Source organism: Serratia sp. M24T3, assembly GCF_000257645.1.
Lineage (GTDB): Bacteria > Pseudomonadota > Gammaproteobacteria > Enterobacterales > Enterobacteriaceae > Rouxiella.
Genome location: NZ_AJHJ01000010.1, coordinates 72,843 through 98,635 on the forward strand (window position 1 = coordinate 72,843; position 25,793 = coordinate 98,635).

24 protein-coding genes are annotated in these 25,793 nt (G+C 49.9%); 14 read left to right on the plus strand and 10 right to left on the minus strand.

Translation table 11 applies throughout. From position 1 onward, the window contains the following. The first annotated feature begins 105 nt into the window (after positions 1–105). On the plus strand, positions 106–1,737 hold the full coding sequence (locus tag SPM24T3_RS10585; RefSeq protein WP_009636746.1) for an isovaleryl-CoA dehydrogenase: 1,632 nt from the start codon (positions 106–108) through the stop codon (positions 1,735–1,737). A gap of 53 nt (positions 1,738–1,790) precedes the next feature. Here SPM24T3_RS10585 and bsmA read toward each other — a convergent pair whose 3' ends face one another. Next, complete coding sequence (gene bsmA, locus SPM24T3_RS10590) at positions 1,791–2,114, minus strand: biofilm peroxide resistance protein BsmA (RefSeq protein WP_009636747.1); 324 nt, start codon at positions 2,112–2,114, stop codon at positions 1,791–1,793. A 228-nt stretch (positions 2,115–2,342) separates the two neighbouring features. Between bsmA and yjfP the strand changes: the two genes are divergently transcribed. The 5 genes from yjfP to rplI all read left to right on the plus strand — a co-directional run bounded on the left by yjfP (position 2,343) and on the right by rplI (position 4,739). Then, positions 2,343–3,092 carry an esterase gene (gene yjfP, locus SPM24T3_RS10595; RefSeq protein ID WP_009636748.1) on the plus strand — a complete coding sequence of 250 codons (750 nt, stop codon included), beginning with the start codon at positions 2,343–2,345 and terminating at the stop codon, positions 3,090–3,092. Positions 3,093–3,299: 207 nt separating this feature from the next. Next, positions 3,300–3,692 (plus strand): 30S ribosomal protein S6, encoded by a 393-nt coding sequence (gene rpsF, locus SPM24T3_RS10600; protein WP_009636749.1) that lies wholly within the window; start codon positions 3,300–3,302, stop codon positions 3,690–3,692. 8 nt (positions 3,693–3,700) lie between these two features. After that, complete coding sequence (priB, locus tag SPM24T3_RS24650; protein ID WP_071988424.1) at positions 3,701–4,015, plus strand: primosomal replication protein N; 315 nt, start codon at positions 3,701–3,703, stop codon at positions 4,013–4,015. Positions 4,016–4,019: 4 nt separating this feature from the next. Next, on the plus strand, positions 4,020–4,247 hold the full coding sequence (gene rpsR / locus SPM24T3_RS10605) for a 30S ribosomal protein S18 (RefSeq protein WP_004392491.1): 228 nt from the start codon (positions 4,020–4,022) through the stop codon (positions 4,245–4,247). Between the two features lie 39 nt (positions 4,248–4,286). After that, positions 4,287–4,739, plus strand: coding sequence for a 50S ribosomal protein L9 (gene rplI, locus SPM24T3_RS10610; RefSeq protein WP_009636750.1), 453 nt, complete (start codon positions 4,287–4,289; stop codon positions 4,737–4,739). 69 nt (positions 4,740–4,808) lie between these two features. Here the strand turns inward: rplI and SPM24T3_RS10615 are convergent, their stop codons facing one another. Further along, on the minus strand, positions 4,809–5,525 hold the full coding sequence (locus SPM24T3_RS10615) for an OapA family protein (RefSeq protein WP_037378227.1): 717 nt from the start codon (positions 5,523–5,525) through the stop codon (positions 4,809–4,811). A 566-nt stretch (positions 5,526–6,091) separates the two neighbouring features. Here SPM24T3_RS10615 and fklB point away from each other — a divergent pair. Then, positions 6,092–6,712, plus strand: a complete 621-nt coding sequence (gene fklB / locus SPM24T3_RS10620) for an FKBP-type peptidyl-prolyl cis-trans isomerase (protein WP_009636752.1) — start codon at positions 6,092–6,094, stop codon at positions 6,710–6,712. 87 nt (positions 6,713–6,799) lie between these two features. Here the strand turns inward: fklB and SPM24T3_RS10625 are convergent, their stop codons facing one another. Then, positions 6,800–8,761 (minus strand): bifunctional 2',3'-cyclic-nucleotide 2'-phosphodiesterase/3'-nucleotidase, encoded by a 1,962-nt coding sequence (locus SPM24T3_RS10625; protein ID WP_009636753.1) that lies wholly within the window; start codon positions 8,759–8,761, stop codon positions 6,800–6,802. Between the two features lie 258 nt (positions 8,762–9,019). On the opposite strand from SPM24T3_RS10625, the gene cysQ reads away from it, so the two are divergent. Further along, entirely contained in the window at positions 9,020–9,763 is a 744-nt protein-coding gene (gene cysQ, locus SPM24T3_RS10630) for a 3'(2'),5'-bisphosphate nucleotidase CysQ (RefSeq protein ID WP_009636754.1), read from the plus strand. Between the two features lie 56 nt (positions 9,764–9,819). On the opposite strand, the gene SPM24T3_RS10635 is transcribed toward cysQ, so the two are convergent. After that, on the minus strand, positions 9,820–10,377 hold the full coding sequence (locus SPM24T3_RS10635) for a YtfJ family protein (RefSeq protein WP_009636755.1): 558 nt from the start codon (positions 10,375–10,377) through the stop codon (positions 9,820–9,822). Between the two features lie 417 nt (positions 10,378–10,794). Here SPM24T3_RS10635 and SPM24T3_RS10640 point away from each other — a divergent pair, with 417 nt between their 5' ends. Next, a complete protein-coding gene (locus SPM24T3_RS10640; protein WP_009636756.1) occupies positions 10,795–10,998 on the plus strand; it encodes a DUF1107 domain-containing protein in 204 nt (67 codons plus the stop codon). Between the two features lie 115 nt (positions 10,999–11,113). On the opposite strand, the gene SPM24T3_RS10645 is transcribed toward SPM24T3_RS10640, so the two are convergent. Continuing rightward, a complete protein-coding gene (locus SPM24T3_RS10645) occupies positions 11,114–12,448 on the minus strand; it encodes a hemolysin family protein (RefSeq protein ID WP_009636757.1) in 1,335 nt (444 codons plus the stop codon). 249 nt (positions 12,449–12,697) lie between these two features. Beyond that, positions 12,698–13,345 carry a peptide-methionine (S)-S-oxide reductase MsrA gene (gene msrA, locus SPM24T3_RS10650; RefSeq protein WP_009636758.1) on the minus strand — a complete coding sequence of 216 codons (648 nt, stop codon included), beginning with the start codon at positions 13,343–13,345 and terminating at the stop codon, positions 12,698–12,700. Positions 13,346–13,491: 146 nt separating this feature from the next. Between msrA and SPM24T3_RS10655 the strand changes: the two genes are divergently transcribed. From SPM24T3_RS10655 to SPM24T3_RS10665, 3 genes are read left to right on the plus strand one after another with little or no spacing between them, the layout of a single operon-like run. Further along, entirely contained in the window at positions 13,492–15,234 is a 1,743-nt protein-coding gene (locus SPM24T3_RS10655; RefSeq protein ID WP_009636759.1) for an autotransporter assembly complex family protein, read from the plus strand. Beyond that, complete coding sequence (locus SPM24T3_RS10660; protein ID WP_009636760.1) at positions 15,231–19,058, plus strand: translocation/assembly module TamB domain-containing protein; 3,828 nt, start codon at positions 15,231–15,233, stop codon at positions 19,056–19,058. Before SPM24T3_RS10655 ends, SPM24T3_RS10660 begins: the two co-directional genes overlap by 4 nt. Before the next feature lie 2 nt (positions 19,059–19,060). Next, positions 19,061–19,411 carry a gamma-glutamylcyclotransferase gene (locus SPM24T3_RS10665; RefSeq protein ID WP_009636761.1) on the plus strand — a complete coding sequence of 117 codons (351 nt, stop codon included), beginning with the start codon at positions 19,061–19,063 and terminating at the stop codon, positions 19,409–19,411. Between the two features lie 99 nt (positions 19,412–19,510). Here SPM24T3_RS10665 and ppa read toward each other — a convergent pair whose 3' ends face one another. Then, positions 19,511–20,044 carry an inorganic diphosphatase gene (gene ppa / locus SPM24T3_RS10670; RefSeq protein WP_009636762.1) on the minus strand — a complete coding sequence of 178 codons (534 nt, stop codon included), beginning with the start codon at positions 20,042–20,044 and terminating at the stop codon, positions 19,511–19,513. A 200-nt stretch (positions 20,045–20,244) separates the two neighbouring features. Continuing rightward, on the minus strand, positions 20,245–21,249 hold the full coding sequence (gene fbp, locus SPM24T3_RS10675) for a class 1 fructose-bisphosphatase (RefSeq protein WP_009636763.1): 1,005 nt from the start codon (positions 21,247–21,249) through the stop codon (positions 20,245–20,247). 180 nt (positions 21,250–21,429) lie between these two features. Here fbp and mpl point away from each other — a divergent pair, with 180 nt between their 5' ends. Continuing rightward, positions 21,430–22,809, plus strand: a complete 1,380-nt coding sequence (gene mpl, locus SPM24T3_RS10680; RefSeq protein ID WP_009636764.1) for a UDP-N-acetylmuramate:L-alanyl-gamma-D-glutamyl-meso-diaminopimelate ligase — start codon at positions 21,430–21,432, stop codon at positions 22,807–22,809. A gap of 162 nt (positions 22,810–22,971) precedes the next feature. Here mpl and yhcN read toward each other — a convergent pair whose 3' ends face one another. After that, complete coding sequence (gene yhcN / locus SPM24T3_RS10685; RefSeq protein ID WP_009636765.1) at positions 22,972–23,235, minus strand: peroxide/acid stress response protein YhcN; 264 nt, start codon at positions 23,233–23,235, stop codon at positions 22,972–22,974. A gap of 556 nt (positions 23,236–23,791) precedes the next feature. Continuing rightward, entirely contained in the window at positions 23,792–24,262 is a 471-nt protein-coding gene (gene argR, locus SPM24T3_RS10690; protein ID WP_009636766.1) for a transcriptional regulator ArgR, read from the minus strand. Positions 24,263–24,740: 478 nt separating this feature from the next. On the opposite strand from argR, the gene mdh reads away from it, so the two are divergent. Further along, positions 24,741–25,679, plus strand: coding sequence for a malate dehydrogenase (gene mdh, locus SPM24T3_RS10695; RefSeq protein ID WP_009636767.1), 939 nt, complete (start codon positions 24,741–24,743; stop codon positions 25,677–25,679). Positions 25,680–25,793: the final 114 nt, after the last annotated feature.

The window sequence follows — 25,793 nt, forward strand, 5'->3', positions numbered from 1 at the left end:
ATCCTCCACGATTGCGGGCGTTTTCACTGTTTGTGATCCACTCTGCGGTAAAAAACTCAGTTTTTACCATACTTAATCCAGATGCTATGGATGACGGAGATGGCGATGAACTGGGAAACTCACCGGGTGTTTAATCAGCCCAAACCTCTGAGCAACAGCAATTTATTCCTTTCTGATACCGCGTTGCGCGAAGCCGTAACCAGGCAACATGCGGCCTGGGATCTCGACGTGCTTGCCTCGCTGGGGCAGCAGCTGGGGTCGGTCGAATCTCTGGAGCTGGGGCGGCTTGCCAACGCCAATCCTCCCGATCTCTTACGTTTTGAACCCACCGGTGAACCGCTGGACGACGTGCGCTTTCACCCTGCCTGGCATTTGCTGATGCAGGGACTCGTGGCCAACCGCGTGCACAATCTGTCGTGGGAAGAGGATGCGCGCATTGGCAGTTATGTCGCGCGAGCCGCTCGTTTCTTGTTGCATGCGCAGGTCGAAGCCGGAACGCTGTGTCCGATTACCATGACACATGGTGCGATCCCTTTGTTGCAACAGTCACTGCCTAATGAATTCCAGTCTTGGTTAACGCCATTACTTTCAGACCGTTATGATGCGCATTTATTGCCCGGCGATAAAAAACGCGGGCTGTTGATTGGCATGGGTATGACCGAGAAGCAGGGCGGTTCTGACGTGTTGAGCAATACCACCACCGCCACGCCAATTGAGAGCCGTGGGTCGGGCGAGTCTTATCGGCTGGTGGGGCATAAATGGTTTTTCTCGGTACCACAAAGTGACGCGCATCTGGTGCTGGCACAGGCGCCTGGAGGCTTGTCCTGCTTCTTCCTGCCACGAGTTTTGCCAGATGGCGATCGCAATCACGTGCGTATTCAACGCCTGAAAGACAAGCTTGGTAATCGTTCGAACGCCAGCAGTGAGGTCGAATTTTTCGATGCCGTAGGTTGGCTACTGGGAGAAGAGGGTGACGGCGTGCGGCATATCCTCAAGATGGGGGGACATACCCGTTTTGACTGCGCGCTGGGCAGCCACGGGATGATGCGCCGCGGATTTTCCGTCGCGCTGTATCATGCCTTTCAGCGGCAAGTATTCGGCAAGCCTCTGATTGAACAGCCTCTGATGCGTCAGGTGCTTTGCCGTATGGCGCTGCGGCTGGAGGGGCAAACGGCATTACTTTTCCGCCTGGCTCATGCGCGCGGAGAGACTGATAATGCCCAGGAACAGGTGCTCGCCCGCTTGCTCACACCGGCTGCAAAATTTGAGGTCTGTCGACAGGGAATGCCGTTTATCGCCGAGGCTATGGAGGTGTTGGGCGGCATAGGCTATTGCGAGGAAAGCGAGTTGTCGCGCCTGTATCGTGAAATGCCGGTTAACAGCATCTGGGAAGGCTCTGGAAACGTGATGTGTCTGGACGTATTGCGGAGCCTGAAAAAAATTCCTGCGGCACTGGAAATGGTTCAGCAACGTCTGCATGAGGTACGAGGCCAGAATCGGCTGTTCGACAAAGCGGCGCGCCAGTTTGTGCAGCGACTGAAAAGGGCCGAAGAGGCGCAGGGGCGAATTTTTACCAGCCAGCTGTTTAACCTCTATGCCGCCGCCGAAATGCTGGAGTTTTCTTCACCGCCGCTGGCTGATGCCTGGTGTCGGCTGGTACTCGACGATCGTGGCGATACGCTGATTGACGACCGCCTGTGCCAGCAACTCATTGAGCGGGCCATCGGCGTGCTTTAACACGATGTTTATGAAGATAATATTGACGAATACGATATTGAAGCTGGCCGCTTTTATTTATACAGGATGGCTTCTGAATACCAGCGGCCCGGTCGAATCGAGTCGCTGATCAGCAGTATCTGGTAGTAATGCGCTCCTGCCTCATTGGCCTTGCGATGGATAGCACGTTCCACGTCCATTGGGCTGCCTACTACGTCGGCAGAAACAGTGCCGATTTTAGTCAGTGTAGTGGCCTGCGCGCGCACTATTTCCTGTGCTTTGTCTGTTGGCGGCGGTGGCGGTTCAGGCGTAGTCTTGAGCAGGCTACAGGCATTGAGCATGCACAATAAAAGTAGTGCACTGAGGCCTCGTTTAATCACGGCAAGTCTGATTTTCATATTGGTATTCCCCAGAAGTCATTATTCAGTGTAGACCTGTCGCGCGCAGTCTGGCGAGGCGCATCTTGTGTCAATTCGCTATCTTCAGTTGATATTGTTTTAACCCCTGTCGGCTGGTTATAAAACATAGCAAAAAGTTAGTGGTGGCATTTTTTCAGGCAGATAAACTGAAGCTCGTCACTTACAGGCAGCCTGACCCATTGAGGCCTGAAAACCAAGGAGCGAGAGATGGTTGAATTGTTCGAGGAAGACGTTGAGGGGATTCAGATAATCCACGCGGTTCCTGCCGGGAAATATCATGAATTACTGCCGACTGTGTTCTTCTATCACGGATTTACCTCTTCGAAAGAAATCTATTCCTACTTTGGTTACACTTTGGCCAAGGCTGGTTTTCGGGTGATATTGCCCGACGCATTAATGCACGGCGCTCGCGCTGAGCAGGATGAAAGTGTGCTGTTGAAAAACTTTTGGCGAATTCTGCAAAATAACGTCACCGAGCTTGCCCTGCTGAAAGAAACCTTTGTTGCGCGCGGATTGGCCGATGAAAAACGCCTTGGCGTCGGTGGTGTGTCAATGGGGGGAATGACTGCCATGGCGGCGCTGGTGCAATATCCGTGGGTGAAAGCGGCGGCTAATTTGATGGGGTCAGGCTACTTCTCTTCACTTTCAGACCATCTTTTCCCGTCTTATGGTGGCGGCAGCGAACTGTCGCGTGAAGATTTTGAACGCCAAACGGCGCTGTTGCTGAGTCTGGATATCAGCAATAAAACCTCGATAATCGCCAAAAAACCGCTGTTTGTCTGGCATGGCGAAAAAGATGATCTGGTGCCTTACATTGAAAGCTTGAAACTTAAGCAGGCGCTTGAGTCATATAACCAGGCTGCTAACCTGACTTTTATCAGCGAACCCGAGGCGAAACACAAAGTTTCTGTCAACGGATCGATTCATGCGACCGATTTTTTTGCCGCCCATCTGTAATTTCACTGTAAAAAACGTCTACAGATCAAACAAAACTCGCTAACTGAACCGCGCCGAAAAATTAATCAGACTGGGTCCTTGAGTTTCTTGGCTCCCAGTCATATAATTGCGCGTCATTTTTTCAGCCGTACACATAACACGTTCCTTGCTTCCATGGGCCACGGTTGACCCTGACAGGAGGCTGAATAATCCGTAAGGAGCAATTCTATGCGTCATTACGAAATCGTATTTATGGTTCACCCTGACCAAAGCGAACAGGTTCCGGGCATGATCGAGCGTTACAGTGCAACCATCACTAACGCTGCTGGTCAGATTCACCGTCTGGAAGACTGGGGCCGCCGTCAACTGGCTTATCCGATCAACAAACTGCATAAAGCCCACTACGTTCTGCTGAACGTTGAAGCTCCGCAGGAAGCGATCGATGAGCTGGAAACTAACTTCCGCTTCAACGACGCCGTTATCCGTAGCATGGTTATGCGCACTAAACACGCGGTAACTGAAGCTTCACCAATGGTTAAAGCGAAAGACGAACGCCGTGAGCGTCGTGAAGATTTCGCCGAAGCTAACGATGATTCCGAAGCTGGGGATTCTGAAGAGTAATAATTGTGATGACTAATCGCCTGGAGTTGTCTGGCACTGTGTGCAAGACCCCCATTCGTAAAGTCAGTCCATCGGGTATTCCTCACTGTCAGTTTGTGCTTGAGCACCGCTCGCAGCAACAGGAAGCCGGATTTAACCGACAAGCATGGTGCAGAATGCCCGTGGTTGTTAGTGGACACCAGTCACAAGCATTAACTCACAGTATAACGGTCGGCACGCAACTCACTGTTTCCGGATTCATTAGCTGCCATCAAGGTCGCAATGGACTGAACAAAGTGGTGTTACATGCCGAGCAGATTGATTTGATAGATTCTGGAGACTAGCCTAATGGCACGTTATTTCCGTCGTCGCAAGTTCTGCCGTTTCACCGCGGAAGGCGTTGTAGAGATCGATTATAAAGATATCGCTACGCTGAAAAACTACGTTACCGAAAGCGGTAAAATTGTACCGAGCCGTATCACTGGGACTCGTGCAAAATACCAGCGTCAGCTCGCTCGTTGTATCAAGCGCGCTCGCTACCTTTCTTTGTTGCCATATACTGATCGTCATCAGTAATAGGCCACTGTCCATAAACGACTTTGAGAGGTTAAGGTAATGCAAGTTATTCTGCTTGATAAAGTAGCAAACCTGGGCAGCCTGGGTGATCAAGTTAACGTTAAAGCGGGCTACGCTCGTAACTTCCTGGTACCACAGGGCAAAGCTGTTCCTGCTACCAAGAAAAACGTTGAGTATTTCGAAGCACGTCGTGCAGAACTGGAAGCTAAATTAGCTGACGTTCTGGGCGCCGCTGAAGCTCGCGCAACCAGCATCAACGAACTGGGCTCTGTTACCATCGCGTCTAAAGCAGGCGACGAAGGTAAACTGTTCGGCTCTATCGGTACCCGTGACATCGCTGACGCAGTAACTGCGGCTGGTGTTAAGGTTTCCAAGAGCGAAGTTCGTCTGCCAGAAGGCGTTCTGCGCACTCTGGGTGAGCACGAAGTGGACTTCCAGGTTCACAGCGACGTGTTTGCCAAGCTGACTGTAGTACTGGTTGCTGAAGCGTAATATTACGCTTTAAGTAGTCTGTCAAAACGCCGGCCTTGTGCCGGCGTTTTGCATTTTAAGAGCGGGGATTTAGCGCTGGCGCTGATAGCTTCCATCTGACTGGCGAGTAAAGGTCACAGTATTATTTTGATCGTTAGTCACTTGCAAGGCAGTCACGACCCCTTGGCTATTAACCTGAATTCTAACCTGCTGACCGGCGTGCAGATTGCTCAACGGTTTATCATTACCCTCCACCTGCGCCATGGCAAACACGTCATTGACCATCAGATTGTTATCGCGGAACAGCTGGGCCAGCGTCTGACCTGACTGAATCTGATAATTTCTCCAATTACCCTGCGGCTGCTGAGTTGCCGGCTGCGAGTTGTCATTCTGTGGAAGCTGAGTGGTTCGCCCCTGTTCGTTGCGTAAATCGGCCTGCATCGGTATCGAGGTTGGCTGATCCGAAGGCGCATAGGTATTTGTGGGTGAATAAGGCCACAACATTGCCACCAATACCACGATAATGCTGACAATAATCCAGCGGCGGTGGAACAGCGGCAGTGGCTCCATCCAGTGAAAATCGTCGCTCAGGTGCCAGATTTTTGACAGCGGCGATGGCGCCCTTGGTTTTAATACTGGACGCTCAATTGCACCTGCTTCCAACTCAGAATCTTGTGACAGATCAGCCTCGTTTTCCGTCTCTGGGGCTTTCTTGCGCAATGGCCTTTGCATAATCGAAATCCAGGATCTCAACATCGGTTGATAAATGCGGGTGGCCTTCCTTCTCCTGGGCGGGTATTTGCCCATGACAACCTCTCTTGTTACGCCAATTACTAATGAAATCAGATGTAAATAACCTAACGTTAGTATAGCTGTTTAACCGCCTCTCGCGATATCCCCTTCATCCTTTGAAATACAGGGGCGTTGGCTGCCTTCACTCACTCCAGTCACTGACTTGTGTCAGCTCCTGAAGATTCGTTCAGTTGCCGCCTGCCTGTCTTCCAAATGCTATTGGGGAAACCCCTTTATCCTTTGAAATACAGGAGCGTTGGCCGCCTTCGTTCACCTCGGTCACTGACTTTTGTCAGCTCTTGAAGGTTCGCTCAGTTGCCGCCTGCCTGTATTCCAAATGCTATTGGGGAAACCCCCTTCATCCTTTGAAATACAGGGGCGTTGGCTGCCTTCACTCACTCCAGTCACTGACTTGTGTCAGCTCCTGAAGATTCGCTCAGTTGCTGACTTCGTTCACCTCGGTTACTTATTTGTGCAAGGTGAAGCGGGGTGTTACCTATCGTTTTTCGCTGTAATATTTTACCCAAAAGTCCTGCGCTGTTATGCTGCGTCTTCGACTTTTTATGATTAAAGGAAATTCCATGACAACCCCTTCATTTGACAGCGTTGAGGCTCAGGCAAGTTACGGTATCGGCTTGCAGGTCGGTCAACAGTTGCAAGAATCTGGTTTAGAAGGCCTTGAGCCTGATGCTCTTCTTGCAGGTTTACGCGATGCGCTGGAAGGGAATACCCCTGCTGTGCCAGTTGACGTAGTTCACCGTGCGCTGCGTGAAGTTCACGAACGTGCTGATGCCGTTCGTCGTCAACGTCAAGAAGCCTTGGCCGTTGAAGGTCAGGAATTCCTGGCTACCAATGCACAGCGTGAAGGCGTGACCAGCACTGAATCAGGCCTGCAATTCTCTGTAATCACTCAGGGCGAAGGCCCAATCCCTGGCCGTCAGGACCGCGTTCGCGTTCACTATACCGGCAAACTGATTGACGGCACGGTATTCGACAGCTCTGTACAGCGTGGCGAGCCGGCTGAGTTCCCGGTTAACGGCGTCATTGCTGGCTGGATTGAAGCACTGACTCTGATGCCAGTGGGTTCCAAGTGGCAGCTGTATATCCCTCACAACCTGGCTTACGGTGAGCGTGGTGCTGGTGCATCTATCCCGCCATTCAGCGCGCTGACTTTCGAAGTTGAGCTGCTGGAAATCCTGTAATCTATTGATTGCATAAAGAAGCACAGAAGTTGTGATTTAGAAAAGGCGCCTTGAGCGCCTTTTTTGTTGCCGGCGATCTCATCACGTTTAATGACGCTGCGACTGCAAGTCTATTTGATAGAGAGCAAAACCCACTGCGTCAGTGCCTTTGGCGATCATTGGATATTGGGCCTGAGTTTTAATGAACTCTGCGGCTTTGGCGTCCGGTGACGTTTCAAAACGAATATCTAGCGGCTGCGAGGCGTAAATCGGTGCTAAACGCCAGTTATTGTCGGCGCTTGGTGTAACCGCCCCGTGCTTTTTGCTCTCGGCACTGATGTAAGCCGCGAGCACCGCACGGTTTTCGTCGGGCGAAGCAAAGGCAACGTGCTTGTCGCCGGTACCGGCAAATTTACCGCCGTAAGCGCGATAATTATTGGTCGCCACCAGGAAGACTGCGTCGGGTTTAACTGGCTTGCCCTGATAGGTCAGGTTTTTAATGCGTTCAGCATTTTTATTGATGAGATTGCACTCGCCGTCAAAGCGAGCGGGCTGGGTGACATCGATCTGATAGTTAACGCCGTCAATTACGTCGAAATTATAGGTACGAAAACCTTCCCAGTTAATCAATGACTGAGGTTTACTGCTGTTAACGTCAATCTGATTAAACTCTCCTGCCGAACATTCGAGCCAGTCCTTTACTTCCTGACCCGTTACCTTCATAACGACCAAAGTATTTGGATAAAGATAGAGATCGGCGGCATTGCGAAAGGTCAGCGGCCCTTTTTCAACTTCTACAAAGCTGGCCGGATCGTTTTTACGCCCACCGGCTTTGAAAGGTGCAGCGGCAGAGAGTACCGGAAGATCTGCCAGATCGGGATCGCCCTGAATAAAGTGTTCTGTGTAGGCTTTCTGCGCGTTATTGACGATCTGCACTGTCGGATCGTCCTGAACTAGCGAAAGGTAGCTGTACATATTGGCCGTAGACTTTCCGATGGGCTGGCCGACAAACTCGCGGGTGGCATTATGATCCGCCTCCAGTACTTTTACTAAATTGGGATCTTCCGCCGCCAGGGATTTTTTTGCTGCAAGATCGTAAATCGGCCGCGCCTGGGCCTTGGCATGGCTGACTTTCCAACTGCCATCGTCATTATTCAGTACCAGATCCACCACGCCAAGATGGTCACCCCACATGCCCGGCATTACTGCGGGTATGCCGTTTAAGGTGCCCTGCTGGATATCCGCGCCTTTGATATTGGCAAACTCCGCACTTGGAAACACCGCGTGCGCATGGCCAAACATAATCGCATCGATGCCTTTTACCTGGCTGAGATAATAGACCGAGTTCTCAGCCAGCGTTTTGTAAGGTTCGGCAGAAAGGCCGGAATGCGGGATAGCAACAATGATATCGGCACCTTGTTTACGTATTTCCGGCAGCCATTTTTTGGCCGTTTCGGTGATATCAGCTACTGTGACCTTGCCCTGTAAGTTAGTTTTGTCCCACACCATGATTTGCGGCGGTACGAAACCGATATAGCCGATCCGCAGATTGTGGGTTTTGCCTTCGCTGTCGGTTACCTGATTATTGGTAATGATAAACGGCGTAAACAGCGGCTTGCCGGTTTTTGCGTCAATAACATTGGCATTGATATAGGGAAATTTTGCTCCGGCCAGGGCTTTTTTCAGATAGTCCAGACCATAGTTGAACTCGTGATTCCCCAGATTACCCACCGCATAGTCGAGGGTATTCATTGCCTTGTAGACCGGGTGAATATCACCGGTTTTAAGCCCTCTGGCCGCCATATAATCACCCAATGGACTGCCTTGAATAACGTCACCGTTGTCTACCAGCACCGAATTTTTGACTTCGCTACGGGCGGCCTCAATCAGGCTTGCGGTACGCACCAGGCCAAATTTTTCGGTAGGTTTATCTTTGTAATAGTCGAAGTCCATCATATTGCTGTGCAGGTCGGTGGTTTCCATGATGCGCAGATCCACCGTAGCTGCCTGTGCTGTTACCGCCAAAATTGAAATTGCCAGTGCAGAAAGTTGAAGGTGACGCTTAAGCATAATAAAGGCTCCGTCAGAGAAGTTTTGCAGGGGAAATAAGACATGTATCTCAAAAATATTAGAGAATGTAACCAGCTGTCACTAATAAGTGTGATCTATGACGAATTAATAGCCGAGACGACGTAGGGAAGATTATCCAAATAAATTGCTTTGAAATTAAATCATTAACAGAATCCAAATACGGGATGGCTATTAGCGGCAAAAAAAACTAGGCTTAATTAAATATGATGAATTCCTGAATTAAGTACTGAGGTGACTATGTTGGAACAAATTTGCCAGCTCGCCCGCGATGCAGGCGTTGCGATTTTGAAGGTCTACGACGGAGAACAGCCGCTCAATGCCCGTCAGAAAAATGATGATTCACCGGTGACTGCCGCAGACATTGCCGCGCATAACGTGATCAAAAAAGGGTTGCTGGCGTTGGATCCTTCGATACCGCTGCTGTCGGAAGAAGATCCGCCTTCGTGGTCCGTACGTCAGAACTGGACCCGTTTCTGGTTGGTCGACCCTTTGGACGGCACCAAGGAGTTCCTTAAGCGCAACGGCGAGTTTACCGTTAACATTGCATTGATTGAAAACGGTAGCCCGGTGCTTGGCGTGGTATACGTGCCGGTGACTGGCGTAATGTACGCCGCCGCCGAGGGCAAAGCCTGGAAAGAAGAAGACGGCCAGCGGGTCGAGATCACTGCCCGCGAAGCGCATCCGCCGCTGGTGGTGGTGAGCCGCTCACACAGCGACGATCAGGAGTTGCAGGATTATCTGGCGCAGCTCGGTGAGCATCAGACGGTAACCATTGGTTCCTCCCTGAAGTTTTGTCTGGTCGCAGAAGGTGCTGCCCAGCTTTATCCGCGCTTTGGACCAACCTCAGTGTGGGACACTGCTGCTGGCCACGCCGTGGCGAGCGCCGCCGGTGCTACCGTCACCGACTGGCAGGGTCAGACCCTTACCTATACTCCGAAAGAATCATTCCTTAATCCTGGATTCAGGGTTTCGCTGTTTTAAGCTGTTTAAATTGACCTGTCTGGTTAAGCGGGGGAGTAAAAGCGCTATTCGGGCTTTTACTCCTTAACCAACTGATTCACCGTATCTATCACTTTCTGCACTTCCTGCGATGTTAACGCGCCTTCTTTGGCGAAGCGAATCATCCCGTTTTTATCCAGCACGATGATAGCTGAGCTCTTGCTCTGCAATTGCCACGCCTTTTTAACTTCCCCGTTGCTGTCGACGATGACCTGTGACCAGGGAAACTCTTTTTTACCGCTTTCAATGCTGTTACGCACAAACAGGCCGGTGCCTATAATTGCGTCGTCAGTATTCACGATAGTGGTGGTTTGGTAGCGATCGCGCGGCAGATTATCTTGCCGAATTGCCTCAATCAATGGTTCGTTCATCTCTTTTGCCGCGGTTCTGCCAGCCATGTGCTGAACGATGCGCACCTTGCCGGGCAACTTGGCGCTGTTCCAGCGGCTATAGCTAAATTGACCATTTTCATAGCTCAGCTCACCTTTGTCGTCCACGCCGACGGCGGCAAGGCGGCTGCCGATCTCAAAATTGTGGGCTGAAGCCATAAATGAAACTAATAAGCAGGCTATAATTGATAAATACTTAACTAGCATAGATTCTCCTGACAATTTTAGTGAGGAAAGGGATTTATGATGTCATCGATATTGTGACCTGAGTGAATCATAGGTGGGGGTTAAGTGGTCTGTCCTGTTGAAATGTCAACAATGTGCTGTGCTTAGCAAAAATTTGGATTTTGTCTCATAGTTCTGGAGGATAAAATGGTGAAAAATTTACGCGCTGTAATATCCGGTACATATTGAAGCGTTAAACTATGCAGCGTTTATAAATAAAGATTCAATATCGTCAGTCTGTGTAAAAGTAGTGAAATAGACTGGTGGCAAAGGAACTGAGTGCTATCTTTTAGGTCTACTCAGCGTATAGCAGTACAACTCAGACAATCTGTAATCAATAGCATTAATCAACGCAGGGTCTGAGCCAACGAAATACTCAAGGGAGGAAAGTGAAATAAGATGAGGATCTTCCAGCGTTATAATCCACTAATCGTGGCGAAGTATGTGAAAACGTTGTTCAGAGGCCGTTTGTACATCAAAGATGTCGGTGCATTTGAGTTCGATCAGGGCAAGATACTGTTGCCAAAAATTCGTGACAAACGCCATTTCAGCGTAATGTCTGAGGTGAACAAACAGGTTGTTCATCTGCAGCTCGAAGCATAACAGGCGACAAAGGGCGCTGAATGTTTTCTCTGAGCTAAAAAATGCTGAAAAAAAGGCCGCTAATTAAAGCGGCCTTTTTAGTTTTTATCTTCTGAATCTGCCTGCAACCAGCCCGCTATGAGGCCAGCGAATCTTCAGCAGATTTTGGAAGCAGTGAGGCTACCGGTTTGTCAGTAATTCGAGTGACCAATAGCTGATCGATTTTGTAGCTGTCGATATCTACCACTTCAAATTTGAAGCCGGCGAATTTCACAAAGTCGGTGCGCTTAGGAATTTTACGCAACATAAACATCATGAAGCCGCCAATGGTTTCGTAATTACCAGACTGCGGGAAGTCTTCGATATGCAGCACGCGCATCACGTCTTCAATTGGCGTGCCGCCTTCAATCAGCCATGAGTTTTCATCACGGGCAACAATCTGTTCTTCCATGCCCTGACCAACCAGATCGCCCATCAGCGTAGTCATCACGTCGTTCAGGGTAATGATGCCAACGACCAGCGCGTATTCATTAAGAATAACGGCAAAGTCTTCACCGGCAGTCTTGAAGCTTTCTAATGCCTCAGAAAGGGTCAAGGTGTCGGGGACGATTAGCGCCGAGCGAATTTGCACCCCGCTGCTCAGCATCAGGCTCTGATTTCCCAATACGCGATTCAGCAAATCTTTGGAGTCGACATAACCGACAACCTGATCAATTTGCCCGTCACATACCAGAAACTTCGAGTGAGGATGAGTCGAGATTTTATTTTTGATGCTGTCTTCGCTTTCGCGCAAGTCAAAGTAAATGACGCTTTCACGCGAGGTCATTGACGACGGCACGGTGCGCGATTCGAGTTCAAAAACGTTTTCAATCAACTCATGTTCCTGCTTGCGCAGCACGCCAGCCAACGCACCGGCTTCAACCACGGCATAAATGTCGTCGGAAGTAATGTCGTCATTACGCACGGTCGGCAGTTTGAACAGGCGGAAAATCATGTTCGCCAGTCCGTTAAAGAACCAGACCATAGGGCGGCAAATCATCAGGCAGAAACGCATCGGGTTGACTATCCGGACGGCAACAATCTCGGGTGAAATCATACCGATGCGCTTCGGGGTAAGGTCAGCGAACAAAATAAACAGGCTGGTGACCAGAACAAAGGAGCAGATAAAGCTGACCTGATCGGCGAGTTCCGGAGACAGGAACTTTTCGAAAAAGGTTTGGAAAGCCGGGGAGAAGGCAGCGTCACCGACGATACCGCCTAAAATGGCAACGGCATTGAGACCAATTTGGACAACGGTGAAGAACAATCCTGGTGTTTCTTGCATCTTGAGTACACGAACGGCGTTGATGTTTCCTTCATCTGCCAAAAGTTTGAGTTTGATTTTGCGCGATGCAGCCAGCGATATCTCAGATAAAGAGAAAAAGGCACTGATCGCGATTAATAAAAGAATCAGTAAAATACTGTTTAACATAATCTATCCGTTTAACACCGGCTCGGAGGCCGACAGGGAAAGGTAATTCGTTTGGTATTGTTAAAAGAAAAATCACTCGCAGGTGATAAAAGCTAAGATAACAGCAAGAAACGTTTTACCGGGCCGCGATTGCGGCCCGCATAGTATAGCAGTGCCAGTGATATCACCGCTACTGCTGAATCTCTAGCCGTTTTATGGTGCCAACTTAATCCCTTAACTCAACCCTTCTACTATAGTAAACAACGTCTGTCAGCCTTGTCGTTGAGGAGGAAGACAGACGCCGATACCGCCAAGGCCACAATAGCCCTCAGGATTTTTGTAAAGGTACTGTTGATGATCGTCTTCTGCGTAGTAGAAGGGCATGGCTTCGCTGATTTCGGTTGTTACCGCGCGAGCATCGCCAGCTGCTTTCATCGCGTCCTGGAAGCGTTGCAGGCTGGCCAGTGCTGCAAGTTGCTGTTCGCCACTGAGAACGTAAATAGCCGAGCGATACTGGGTACCAATGTCGCCGCCCTGACGCATACCCTGCGCCGGATCGTGATTTTCCCAGAAGGTTTGCAGTAACTGTTCATAGCTGACTATTGTTGGGTCAAACACTACGCGAACCACTTCGGCATGAGCAGTTTGGCCGCTGCACACTTCACGGTAGGTTGGATTCGGCGTGAAACCGCCGGCGTAACCCGCAGCAGTGCTGTGAACGCCGTTCAACTGCCAGAATAGGCGTTCGACGCCCCAGAAGCAGCCCATGGCAAAAATGGCGACTTCCATGTGGTCTGGCACGTGGGTCATGGAATGGCCGTTAACGGCATGAAGCGTAGCAACCGGCATGGGTGTTGTACGGCCTGGCAGCGCGTCTGCTTTGCCAATAGCCCGTGTTTTATCTGAGAGTTGAACCACGAATGACTCCAGTAATTTTATTCGATAAGGTTTGTTGGTTGTATCTCGGCGCTTCTTTGCACACAATAGCACGTTATGCACATCACCTGTTTCAGGCGATTTGAATGTATATTTTAACAGGATAATGAAACATAGCAGGAGAGCTTGTGCCACGATACCGTGAACTTTGTTTGTTAGGCTTACTGCTGGCACCGTCCTTATCCTTAGCTGCTAAAGTGCGGCTTCAGTTGGAAGGGTTGAGTGGAGAAATGCAAAAAAACGTTCGTGTACGTCTTGCCGCGATAGGAAGCGACGAGGTGTCAGCGAACGGGCGTTTTCGCGCCAGAGTCAGTGACGCTATTCAGTTGGGGCTCAGGCCACTGGGTTATTACAACCCCACCATTGATTTTAATTTTGTGCAAACTCCGCCGCCGGGTCGCCCGGTGCTGATTGCCAAGGTTTCACCCGGTACGCCAGTCAAAATAGCCGGAACCAGCGTTTCCATTAAAGGGCAGGCTAAAGACGATAACGAGTTTGAAGCGCTGAAAAAAAGTAAAGTCCCGGCTAACGGCACGATCCTCAATCACGGCACCTATGACAGTTTCAAAAGCTCGCTTAGCGGGCTGGCGCTGCGTAAAGGCTATTTTGATGCCAATATGCTTAAAAGCCAGTTGGGGGTGATTGAAGACAGGCATCAGGCATTCTGGGACATCGATTTTGACAGCGGGCAGCGTTATCGTTTCGGCAAGGTCGATTTCCAGGGATCGCAAATTCGTCAGGAATATCTGCAAAACGTGGTGCCTTTTCATCAGGGCGACTACTACAGCTCGACGCAGTTGGCAGAGCTCAATCGCCGTCTTGCGGCCACTGGCTGGTTCAACTCGGTAGTGGTTTCTCCTGATTTTGATGATAAAGCCGCTAAAGTCAGCAAGACATTGCCGCTGAATGCTGTGGTCACGCCACGCACCAGGAACAGCCTCGAGCTGGGCGGAGGCTATGCGAGCGACATTGGACCGAGGGTCAAAGCCGACTGGAAAAAACCGTGGCTGAACGATCGCGGGCAGAGCCTCGAAACCTCGCTGAGCCTTTCAGCGCCGGAGCAGACGGTCGATGTCAGCTATAAAATCCCGCTGCTCAAAGATCCTATTCAGCAGTATTACACCATCAGCGGCGGCATTAAAAACGTCAACCTTAACGACACCAAATCCGACTCCAGTACCGCTAATATCGCGCGCAACTGGGACAGCGACAGCGGCTGGCAGCGTGCGTTAAATCTGACCTGGAGCCTGGATCACTTTACACAGGGTTCGGTGACCAACACCACTATGCTTATCTATCCCGGAGTCAGCTTCAGCCGCACCCGTTCGCGCGGTGGCCTGATGCCGACCTGGGGTGATAGCCAACGCTACTCTCTCAAAGTTTCCGACACTACCTGGGGTTCGGATATCGATTTCGCGATTGTACAGGCGCAAAACGTCTGGATCCGTATGTTGGGCGAGAGAAACCGTTTCGTTTTCCGTGGCAACGTGGGCTGGATTGAAACCAACGATTTTGAAAAAGTACCGCCATCGCTACGTTTCTTTGCCGGTGGTGACCGCAGTATTCGCGGTTATAAATATGAAGGCATCTCCCCCAGAGACAGCGACAATAAACTGACCGGTGCCTCCAAAATGGCAACAGGCTCAGCGGAATATCAATACAACGTGACCGGTAAGTGGTGGGGCGCAGTGTTTATCGACAGCGGTGAAGCAGTAAATAATCTCGCCAAGAGTGATATTAAAACCGGTGCCGGCGTGGGTGTACGCTGGGCGTCGCCGGTTGGTCCGATCAAGCTTGATATCGCGACTCCAGTGGGCGACCCGGACAACCACGGAGTACAATTTTATATCGGTCTGGGGCCAGAATTATGAGTTGGTTTAAAAAGATCTGCCTGGCGTTCCTGGTCCTTGTTTTACTGCTGGTGGGCACAGTGGTATTTCTGGTCGGCACGCAAACTGGCCTGCATCTGGTCATTAATGGTGCCCAGCGCTTTGTTCCAGGATTGTCGATCGCTAATGTTGATGGCGGTTGGCGCAGTCTGACGCTCAAGGGCGTGAAATACAAAATGCCGGGCGTGGACGTCACTGCCGGAGAGTTTCATCTCTCGCTAGACTTGTCCTGTTTCCGTCACACCGAGCTGTGCATCAATGCGGTGCGGGCGAAAGATGTCAATGTGGTGGTCAACACTAAAGAAATGGCACCTTCTACCGCGCCGGAGCCGGCTTCCAGCCAACCGCTGACCAATCTCAGCACGCCGTATCCAATCATTCTCAAGCTGCTAACGTTGAATAACGTTAATGTGGCAATCGACGATCGAAACATTTCACTCGCCGAGTTCCGCACCGGCATGGAGTGGCGCGAGCGTGCTTTAACGCTGAAGCCGACCAATATTTCCGGGCTACTGATAGCATTGCCCAAGACGCCGCTGCATCCACTGCCGCCGGTGGTGCAGGCCGCGCAGGACAAAGCCGTTGCCACAGTAAAGGAAAAAGTGACTGGGCAACCGGCAGAGGCACCAAAGCCTGCAGTCGCAGAACCCCCATTGGGCGATACGCTAAAAGCGTTGTTTGCCAAACCGTTGCTGCCTGATTTGCCAGACTTCAAGCTACCGCTGGACCTCACCGTGCAGCAGCTTACCGGTGAGAATCTGCATCTTACTGGCGATAATGATCTGCTGATCACCCGTCTGCTGCTGAAAGTCACCACGCAAAATCAGCAAGTTAAACTGGATAAGCTTGAGGTTCGTTCACCACAGGGCTCGATAGACGGTATGGGTCAGGCACAGTTGACCGATAGCTGGCCGGTGTCCATGACCATCAACACCGCGGTGAATATCGACCCAATAAAAGGCGAGAAGGTTAAATTGACCGTGGGCGGTGAGTTGCGTAAACAGCTCAAGGTCGGTGTGAATCTTTCAGGTCCGGTGCGAGCAGAACTTGCCTTGCAAACCCGGCTGGCTGAAGTTGGCCTGCCTATCGACCTCAGTGTACAAAGTGATGCGCTACAGTGGCCGCTCACTGGCACGCCGCAGTATCAGGTTAAAGGTTTAAACCTCAAATTCAGCGGCAAAGCCACCGATTACGCGCTGGCTCTTCATTCGGACTTTAGCGGCAATCAGATCCCGGCGGCCTCACTGGCGCTTGATGGCAAAGGTAACCTCGAGCAGTTTAACCTTAAGCTGATGCGACTGGCTGCTCTTCAGGGCAACACTGATTTAACCGGCGTGGTGGACTGGAGTAAAGCGGTTAGCTGGAATACCGTGCTTACGCTAAACGGCATTGATACTGCGAAACAATATCCAGACTGGCCGGCCAAATTACAGGGCAAAATTGCCATGCGAGGCAGCCTGTATGGTGGAACCTGGCAGCTGCAGGTGCCAACACTGGAACTTGACGGTAACGTGAAGAAGAACCTGGTCAAGGCGCGCGGTAACTTGAGCGGTAACAGCTACGGCCAGTGGAATATTCCTCAGCTGCATTTGGAACTGGGTCGCAATAATCTTGATGTCAAAGGTAAGCTTAGCGACAAATGGGCTCTGGACGCCAACGTCGATGCTCCGCATCTCGATGGTGCTCTGCCGGGTTTGGGTGGGGTTGTGAAAGGAATGATCCAGCTGCGCGGAAATCTTAAAGCGCCTCAGGTCTTGGCTGATCTTACCGCCAACAATCTGCGCTGGCAGGCGTTGAGCGTTAGTCGCGTCAATATCAAGGGCGACGTGATTTCCAGTGACCAGATTCAGGGTACGCTGGCGGTCAAAGTGCAGCAGCTCAAACAGGACGCGCTGGACATCAGCGATATCACCCTCGATGCCAAGGGCAATGAAAAACAGCATCAACTGACGCTTAACGTGACCGGTAAGCCAGTGGGAGGCCATCTGGCGCTGAGCGGTAGTTTCGACCGCAAAACCCAGCAGTGGAAAGGAAATATCAGCAATACGCTGTTTGATACGCCGGTCGGCCAATGGCGTCTGACCCGGCCGATTGCGCTGACCTATTTCAATACCGAGCAGCGCGTAACGGTTGGGCCACACTGCTGGCAGAACCCGGATGCCGACGTCTGCGTGCCGACCACGATCAATGCCGGTGCCAGTGGGCAGGCCAGCATCGTGCTGAATCGCTTTGATTTAGCGATGCTCAAACCATTCCTGACCGATGATACGAAAATTGGCGGGCAATTCAGCGGCAAGGCGAACGTTGCCTGGAAAGCCAACGGCGGGTTGCCAGACGCGAGTGTGTCGCTGGTGGGCAGAAGCGTGAAAGTAGAGCAACTGGTGCAGGGCAATCCTCTGCCGGTGGCTTTTGATACCTTAAACCTTAATGCCGCGTTGCAAAACGGGCGCGCCAACCTCGATTGGCTAATTAAGATCGCCAACAATGGCCAGCTTGACGGTAAAATCCAGATTGCCGATCCTCTGGGTCGTCGAGATCTCTCCGGTAACGTCAATATTACCCGTATTTCGATGGGGTTGTTGCAACCGGCACTGATGGACGGAGAGAAAGCCTCGGGCATTTTGAATGCCAATTTGCGCGTGGGGGGCAACGGAAAAGCGCCGCAGGTCTATGGCAAACTGGCATTGTCAAACGTCGATTTTGACGCGCAGTTTATGCCGTTTGATGTGACCAATGCCAATCTGAATATCGATTTTAACGGTATGTCTTCGCTGCTGGCAGGGGTCATTCAGACCACGCACGGTCAGCTGGCATTAAACGGTAATGCGGACTGGAGTCAGCCGGAAAACTGGCATGCGAACATCGCAGCGAAGGGTGAAAAAGTCAGGGTATCGGTTCCACCAATGGTTCGGCTTGATGTCTCGCCCGATCTAGTGTTTGATGCTACACCGCAAGCGTTCACGTTGAACGGCAAGGTGGATATTCCCTGGGCCCGCATCACGGTTCAGGAACTTCCGGAGAGTGCGGTAGGCGTATCATCGGATGAAGTGATGCTAAACGATCAGCATCAGCCGATTGCACCTGCTTCAACCTCGATTCCGATCAACACGAACCTGGTGGTGAACATCGGGGATGATGTTCGTCTCGATGCCTTTGGTCTGAAAGCGCGTCTCAAGGGCGCACTTAAAGTAGCTCAGGACAAACGTGGGTTAGGATTAAACGGCCAGATTGATATACCATCAGGCAGGTTCCACGCCTACGGACAAGATTTAATCGTCAGAAAAGGCCAGCTGTTATTTTCTGGTCCGGCGGACCAGCCGCTGCTGAATATCGAAGCTATCCGTAATCCGGATTCAACCGAGAATGATGTAGTGGCAGGGGTGCGTGTGACCGGCGATGCAGATACGCCGAAGCTGGAGGTTTTCTCTGACCCGGTGATGTCTCAGGAGGAAGCACTGTCTTATTTGTTACGCGGACAGGGCCTGGACAGCTCGGGGGCCGACAGTAGCGCCATGACTTCCATGCTTATCGGTATGGGGGTTGCACAAAGTGGCAAACTTGTGGGTAAAATCGGTGAGGCATTTGGTGTCAGTAATCTGGCACTGGATACCGAAGGCGTTGGGGACAGTTCTCAGGTTGTGGTCAGTGGTTATGTTCTGCCCGGGCTGCAGGTTAAATACGGCATGGGGATCTTTGACTCCCTGGCTACCCTGACGCTGCGCTATCGTTTGATGCCTAAATTGTATTTGGAAGCGGTGTCTGGCGTCGATCAGGCACTAGATTTGCTCTATCAGTTTGAGTTTTAACCATGCGAATAATTGTCTACGGCAGTTTACGACGCAAGCAAGGTAATAGTCACTGGATGACAAACGCTCAGTGGTTGGGTGACCACGAGCTTGACGGCTATGCCCTGTATGATTTGGGGCATTACCCGGCAGCGATTCCCGGAGAAGGGAAGATCTACTGCGAAGTTTACCGCATCAACTCATCCATTATGGCTGAGCTTGACGAACTGAAAAGTAACACCAAAGATTACCGTCGAGAGCTAATCTCTACGCCGTACGGGAGTGCCTGGATTTACCTGTATATTCGCGCGCTGGAAGGTGTCGAACGTATTGAAGGTGGAGACTGGGTTAAACGTACGTTAGAAGAGAAGTGAGAATAAAATAAAGGTCGTCTTAGTCAGTAATTTTTAAAGCCAGAAAAAAACACCGCCTTATTGGCGGTGTTTTTTTTGCATCAAAGCAAAGGCAGAGCCTTATTTTGCTTTAGCTGCACGCTCGAAAGAGGTCACGATTTCAGCTTTGGCAGCTTCAGCGTTATCCCAGCCTTCAACCTTAACCCATTTGCCTTTTTCCAGCGCTTTGTATTGCTCGAAGAAGTGGGTGATTTGGCCACGCAGCAGTTCTGGCAGATCGTTCACATCTTTGATGTGATCGTATTCTTTGCTCAGCTTGGTGTGCGGAACAGCAACAACTTTCGCATCTTCACCAGATTCGTCAGTCATTTTCAGAACGCCAACCGGACGGCAGCGAATGACTGAACCGGGTTGCAGTGGGTATGGAGTAGGAACCAGAACGTCTACCGGGTCACCGTCCAGAGAAAGGGTGTGGTTGATATAACCATAGTTGCATGGATAGAACATCGCCGTTGACATGAAACGGTCAACAAAAAGTGCACCGGTATCTTTATCTACTTCGTATTTGATGGGATCGGCGTTTGCCGGGATTTCGATAACAACATAGATATCTTCTGGCAGATCTTTACCAGCCGGTACATTGATTAAGCTCATTGTTGGTTTCCCTTTATTGAACCAGAAATGGATTGCCGGACATTATAGCCAACTCGGGCAAGAATTCCTGCCTTTTCCGGGGCGCTTTTGTCCTAAAAAACGTCTGCTATAAACATTTGCAATAAAAAATGGGGTGGCATCGGGCCACCCCATGGTTAGGGTACTTTAAAGTAATTTAGCAAACAGCCTGACTGGGATTTTTATTCGTCAGGATACTGTTTGATAAGTCGTTCGGCGTCTTCAACCATATTGGTATTGCCCACGAAGAATGGTGCGCGCTCGTGCAGTTTTTGAGGAACAATGTCCAGGATACGGTTTTTACCGTCGCTGGCTTTACCGCCAGCCTGCTCGGCCAGAAAGGCCATTGGATTACATTCGTAAAGCAGACGCAGCTTGCCCTGAGGATGGCTTGCAGTGCTTGGGTAAATGTAGATGCCGCCTTTGAGCAGGTTGCGATGGAAGTCGGCAGCCAGAGAGCCGATGTAACGTGAGGTGTAAGGACGGCCAGACTCTTCGTCCTGCTCCTGACAATACTTGATGTATTTCTTCACGCCTTTCGGGAATTTAATGTAGTTCCCTTCATTAATAGAGTACATGTAGCCTTTTTCTGGATACATGACTTTTTCGTGCGATAGGCAGAAAACGCCGAGGGAAGGGTCGTAGGTAAAGGCGTGAACGCCAGCACCGGTCGTGTAAACCAGCATGGTAGAGGAACCATACACTACATAACCTGCTGCGACCTGTTGACTGCCCGGTTGCAGGAAGTCAGCTTCGGTAACGGGTTTGCCCAATGGTGAAGTACGACGATAGATTGAAAAAATAGTACCCACTGAAACGTTGACGTCGATGTTTGACGAGCCGTCCAGGGGATCCATCAGAATCACATATTTCGCATTGTTGGCACGTTCGCCTTCGAAAATAACAATTTCGTCTTCTTCTTCAGATGCGATACCGGCAATTTCGCCACGTGCTTTCATGGCGGCTTTCAATTTTTCGTTGGCATAAAGGTCGAGTTTCATTTGAACTTCGCCCTGAATGTTCTCAACGCCGCTGGTGCCGAGTATATCTACCAGTCCCGCCTTGTTGATATCCCTATGAATAATCTTAGCACCAAGTTTAATTGCCGAGAGTAGCGCAGTGAGCTCGCCGGTGGCATGTGGAAAATCTTGCTGCTTTTCGACAATAAATTCGCCTAACGTTTTCATGATACGATCCCTGAATCTTAGGATGAGTAAAGGTTTTGTAATTGAAATTTTACAGAAGCGATCGCAGTTTAGCCCAAATATATGGACGCTTCATAGGCAAATCATAGCCAAATGCATTTCTTCTAGATGATTCTCAGCGTTAGAATAGCCACTGACTTAAAGAGCAATAATGGAAAATTTATGCGCATTCATATTCTTGGGATTTGCGGCACGTTTATGGGCGGCCTTGCTATGCTGGCTCGCGCTCAGGGACATCAGGTAACCGGATCGGATGACAACGTCTATCCACCGATGAGTACGCTATTGGAAAATCAGGGGATCGAGCTGATTAAGGGCTATTCGCCAAGTCAGTTGGATCCCAGGCCCGATCTCGTTGTGATCGGCAATGCCATGACGCGAGGCAATCCTTGCGTGGAGGCGGTGCTCGAGCAGGGTATTCCCTATGTTTCTGGCCCGCAGTGGTTGCACGATCACGTGCTGCCCGGTCGCTGGGTGATTGCGGTTGCCGGTACGCACGGGAAAACCACTACTTCAGGTATGGTCACCTGGATCCTCGAAGCCTGCGGCTATGAGCCGGGCTATGTTATTGGCGGTGTGCCGGGGAATTTCGACGTTTCTGCGCGATTGGGAAACAGCCCGTTTATGGTCCTCGAAGCCGATGAGTATGATTGTGCCTTCTTCGACAAGCGTTCCAAATTCGTGCATTACAGCCCGCGTACGCTGGTGCTGAATAATCTCGAATTCGATCACGCCGATATTTTTGACGATCTGAAGGCGATCCAGAAACAGTTCCATCATCTGGTCAGACTTGTGCCGGGTCAGGGCAAAATCATTCTGCCCGAGCATGACACTCCACTCAGGCAAGTGATGGCGATGGGTTGCTGGAGCGAGCAGGAATACGCGGGAGACGGCTGCACCTGGAATGCCAAAAAGACGACGCCAGATGCCAGCAAGTTCCAGGTATATCTTAACGGTGAAGTGGCCGGTGAGGTTTCATGGTCGCTGGTGGGTGAACACAATATGCACAACGCACTGATGGCCGTTGCAGCCGCGCGCCACGTCGGCGTTACACCTGCAGATGCCTGTAAGGCGCTCAGCGGATTTATCAACGCCCGCCGTCGGCTCGAGCTTCGTGGTGAAGCGAACGGTGTAACTGTTTACGACGATTTTGCACACCATCCTACCGCCATTCTTGCCACTTTGGCTGCCCTGCGCAGTAAAGTTGGCGGCACAGCACGTATTATTGCAGTGCTGGAACCGCGTTCGAATACCATGAAAATGGGGATGAGCAAAAACGAACTTGCACCTTCTCTGGGACGTGCCGACGAAGTGTTTCTGCTTCAGCCGCAAAACATCCCATGGCAGGTTTCAGAAGTGGCAGAACGTTGTATTCAGCCTGCGCACTGGCATGCAGACGTTGATGCACTGGTTGAGATGATTGTCAAAACCGCGCAGCCGGGCGATCACATTCTGGTGATGAGCAACGGTGGTTTTGGTGGCATCCACGGCAAGCTGTTGAGCGCGCTGGATAAAAAAGCTCAGTTGGCTAACAACAAATAGTTACCCCCTTCCTTAATAATACCAGCCCTTAAAGCCTCGACGAAAAAAAGCCCTCGCAAGCGAGGGCAAAAGGGTGTCGTCGGACAGGACGACAGAGGGTCTGGTATATCTTGCAAATTTTTTGCTAAAACTTCGCGGTACTACAGATTAAATCGGGTTCAGTTATTTATAAATTTCTGCGGTGGCGTGGTAAGTACCGTCATTACGCGCTTCGATTACACGATAAGAAGATGCACCCTGGCTATCGGCTTTTTGTGATAACTCTTGACGGATATCACTAGGCACGCCATCAATCCCACTAACGGTAATTGTCCCCATAGGTTGAAGATTTTCAGCCTGTTGGTTGGTGATTAGTTGAGCGGCAGAAGAGCCAAATGAAACAGCGGTCAACAGGCCCAGGGCAGCAACAGCAGCGATGATTTTCATGATAATTTCCTTAATTTACCTTATGCAACCTGTCTATGGCGGACGGTGGCGCGGTTTCATTATGGATTTATCAAAACTGTAAAATTCGGTGTGCATAACCTCGTCGCCTATTTCTCGCGAACAAATGCATCGGTTTTCGCAGCGATAAATCCGTTTTATCGGCGGCATTTGAATGGATATTCAAATCTCGTCTCTCGGGGGATATCTCTTTCTAAAATACAGTGATGTGGTGCTTTGTCGTGTTTCACATCATGGAGATGAGTATACATCTAATAACTGGAAAAATTAATAGTTTGCTAATAGTTTGTTAGGTCTCTATTTGCCCGAAATGAGTGGTTTTAATAACCGAAAAGCATAAAAAATGATGATTACTTGCTCATTTATTGTTAAATATATTTCAAATCAATAGATTGGCATAAATGAGCATTCTGTGCGGAATTTAACAGGGGATCGTTTTGGAAATGAAATGATTTATAGGTCGATCATCTGGAGGTTGAACAAGATCCGGCATGAATAGCAGATCAGCAAGCGCGTTACTTGCCGATCTTGATACTGCCTAAAGTTCCTGCTCGAACAGACTCAAAATGGCATCATAGAGTTGTTTGACAGTAAACTTGCGTGCTGGCGTAATGAAGATGGTGTCATCACCAGCAATTGTACCGAGGATACCTTCCGACTTGCCCAGTGAATCAAGCAGGCGAGCAATCAGCTGTGCAGCGCCAGGACTGGTGCGGATAACCACGACAGCATCGTTATAGTCAATATCCAGAACCAGGTTCTTCAGCGGGCTGGTGGTGGTTGGAACGCCGATCTCGGCAGGCAGGCAGTACACCATTTCCATTTTGGCGTTACGGGTTCTAACCGCGCCAAATTTGGTGAGCATGCGTGAAACTTTGGATTGATTGATGTTTTCGAAGCCATCATCTTGCAGTGCGACAACGATTTCACCCTGAGAGCTGAACTTCTCTTCCTTCAAGAGAGCCTTGAAAGCTTTGATTAAATCTTCCTGTTTAGCAGGATTACGCATTTTGCACCCATAGATTCACAATTGTGTGGCGTTGATTATGCAGATATTTGCATTTTTATGCAATAAAACATAACGGGTTTGATCAACAAAGAGTTAGATTTTAGGAAGGAAGGCCCAACGAAGCTGCGTAGACTTTAATGAATATGCCAAATATCTGCATGAAGAATTGTCTCAAACTTAAAATAAAATGTATAGCCTGATTATTTTATTTGATAACTTAACCAGCCAGGTAATTAATGTATTTATTTTTTAATAAAGTCATTTTTTTAATTATTTTAACTTAATGTTTTATCTTAATGAAAATAAGCAGTAATTTCTTACTCAAAATTTAAAGATGCTTTTAATTTCTGCGCTACCTCCCAATCTATTAATAGGTTGTTTGTTTTTAATACACCCGTTAACTAAGGTTATTAAGTGAATGAATGCGCGGTATTTTAATCGTCGTTTATAAAGAACGTCATTTAAAAAGGAGTATAGGATGAAAGTTGCAGTCCTTGGTGCCGCAGGCGGAATCGGCCAGGCCCTCGCTCTACTACTCAAGACTCAATTGCCGTCTGGCTCTGAACTCTCCCTGTATGATATCGCACCTGTTACTCCAGGTGTGGCGGTGGATCTCAGCCATATCCCTACAGCTGTTAATATCAAAGGATTTTGTGGTGAAGACGCGAGGCCCGCTTTGTACGGGGCTGAGGTTGTACTTATCTCGGCTGGCGTGGCGCGAAAACCAGGCATGGATCGCTCTGACCTTTTTAATGTTAATGCCGGCATTGTTCGTAATTTAGTTCAGCAAATTGCGACCACCTGTCCCGAGGCGTGTATTGCGATAATCACTAACCCGGTAAATACGACGGTGCCTATTGCGGCAGAGGTTTTAAAAAAAGCCGGAGTTTATGATAAAAATAAACTTTTTGGCGTCACTACGCTTGATACCCTCCGCGCCAATACATTTGTTGCAGAGCTTAAAGGTAAATCTCCGCAAGAAATTGAGGTATCGGTTATTGGGGGGCATTCGGGCGTAACAATATTACCGTTGTTATCGCAGGTTAAAGGGCTCAGCTTCTCGGAGAGTGAAATACAGCAGCTGACGACACATATTCAAAATGCCGGTACAGAAGTTGTTGAGGCAAAAGCAGGTGGCGGGTCGGCAACCCTTTCCATGGGGCAGGCCGCGGCAAGACTGGGACTTTCTTTAGTGCGCGCGTTGCAGGGAGAAAGCGGGATCGTGGAATGTGCCTATGTTGAGGGGCGCGGTGAGCATGCACGCTTCTTTGCTCAACCGGTGCTATTAGGTCGAAATGGTATTGCTGAATTCAAAGACATTGGCCAGTTAAGCGAGTTTGAACAACATTCGCTGAATTCGATGCTGGACGTATTACACAAAGATATCGAGTTGGGTGAGAACTTTATCAATATTTAATATTCTTTTTATGTATTCCTCAAGATTATTAAAACAACCCGCCGGGTAAATTCCGGCGGCTTTTTATTGTGCTTATTTTAAAATTATTCGCGGTATGCACTGATCAAATAACTT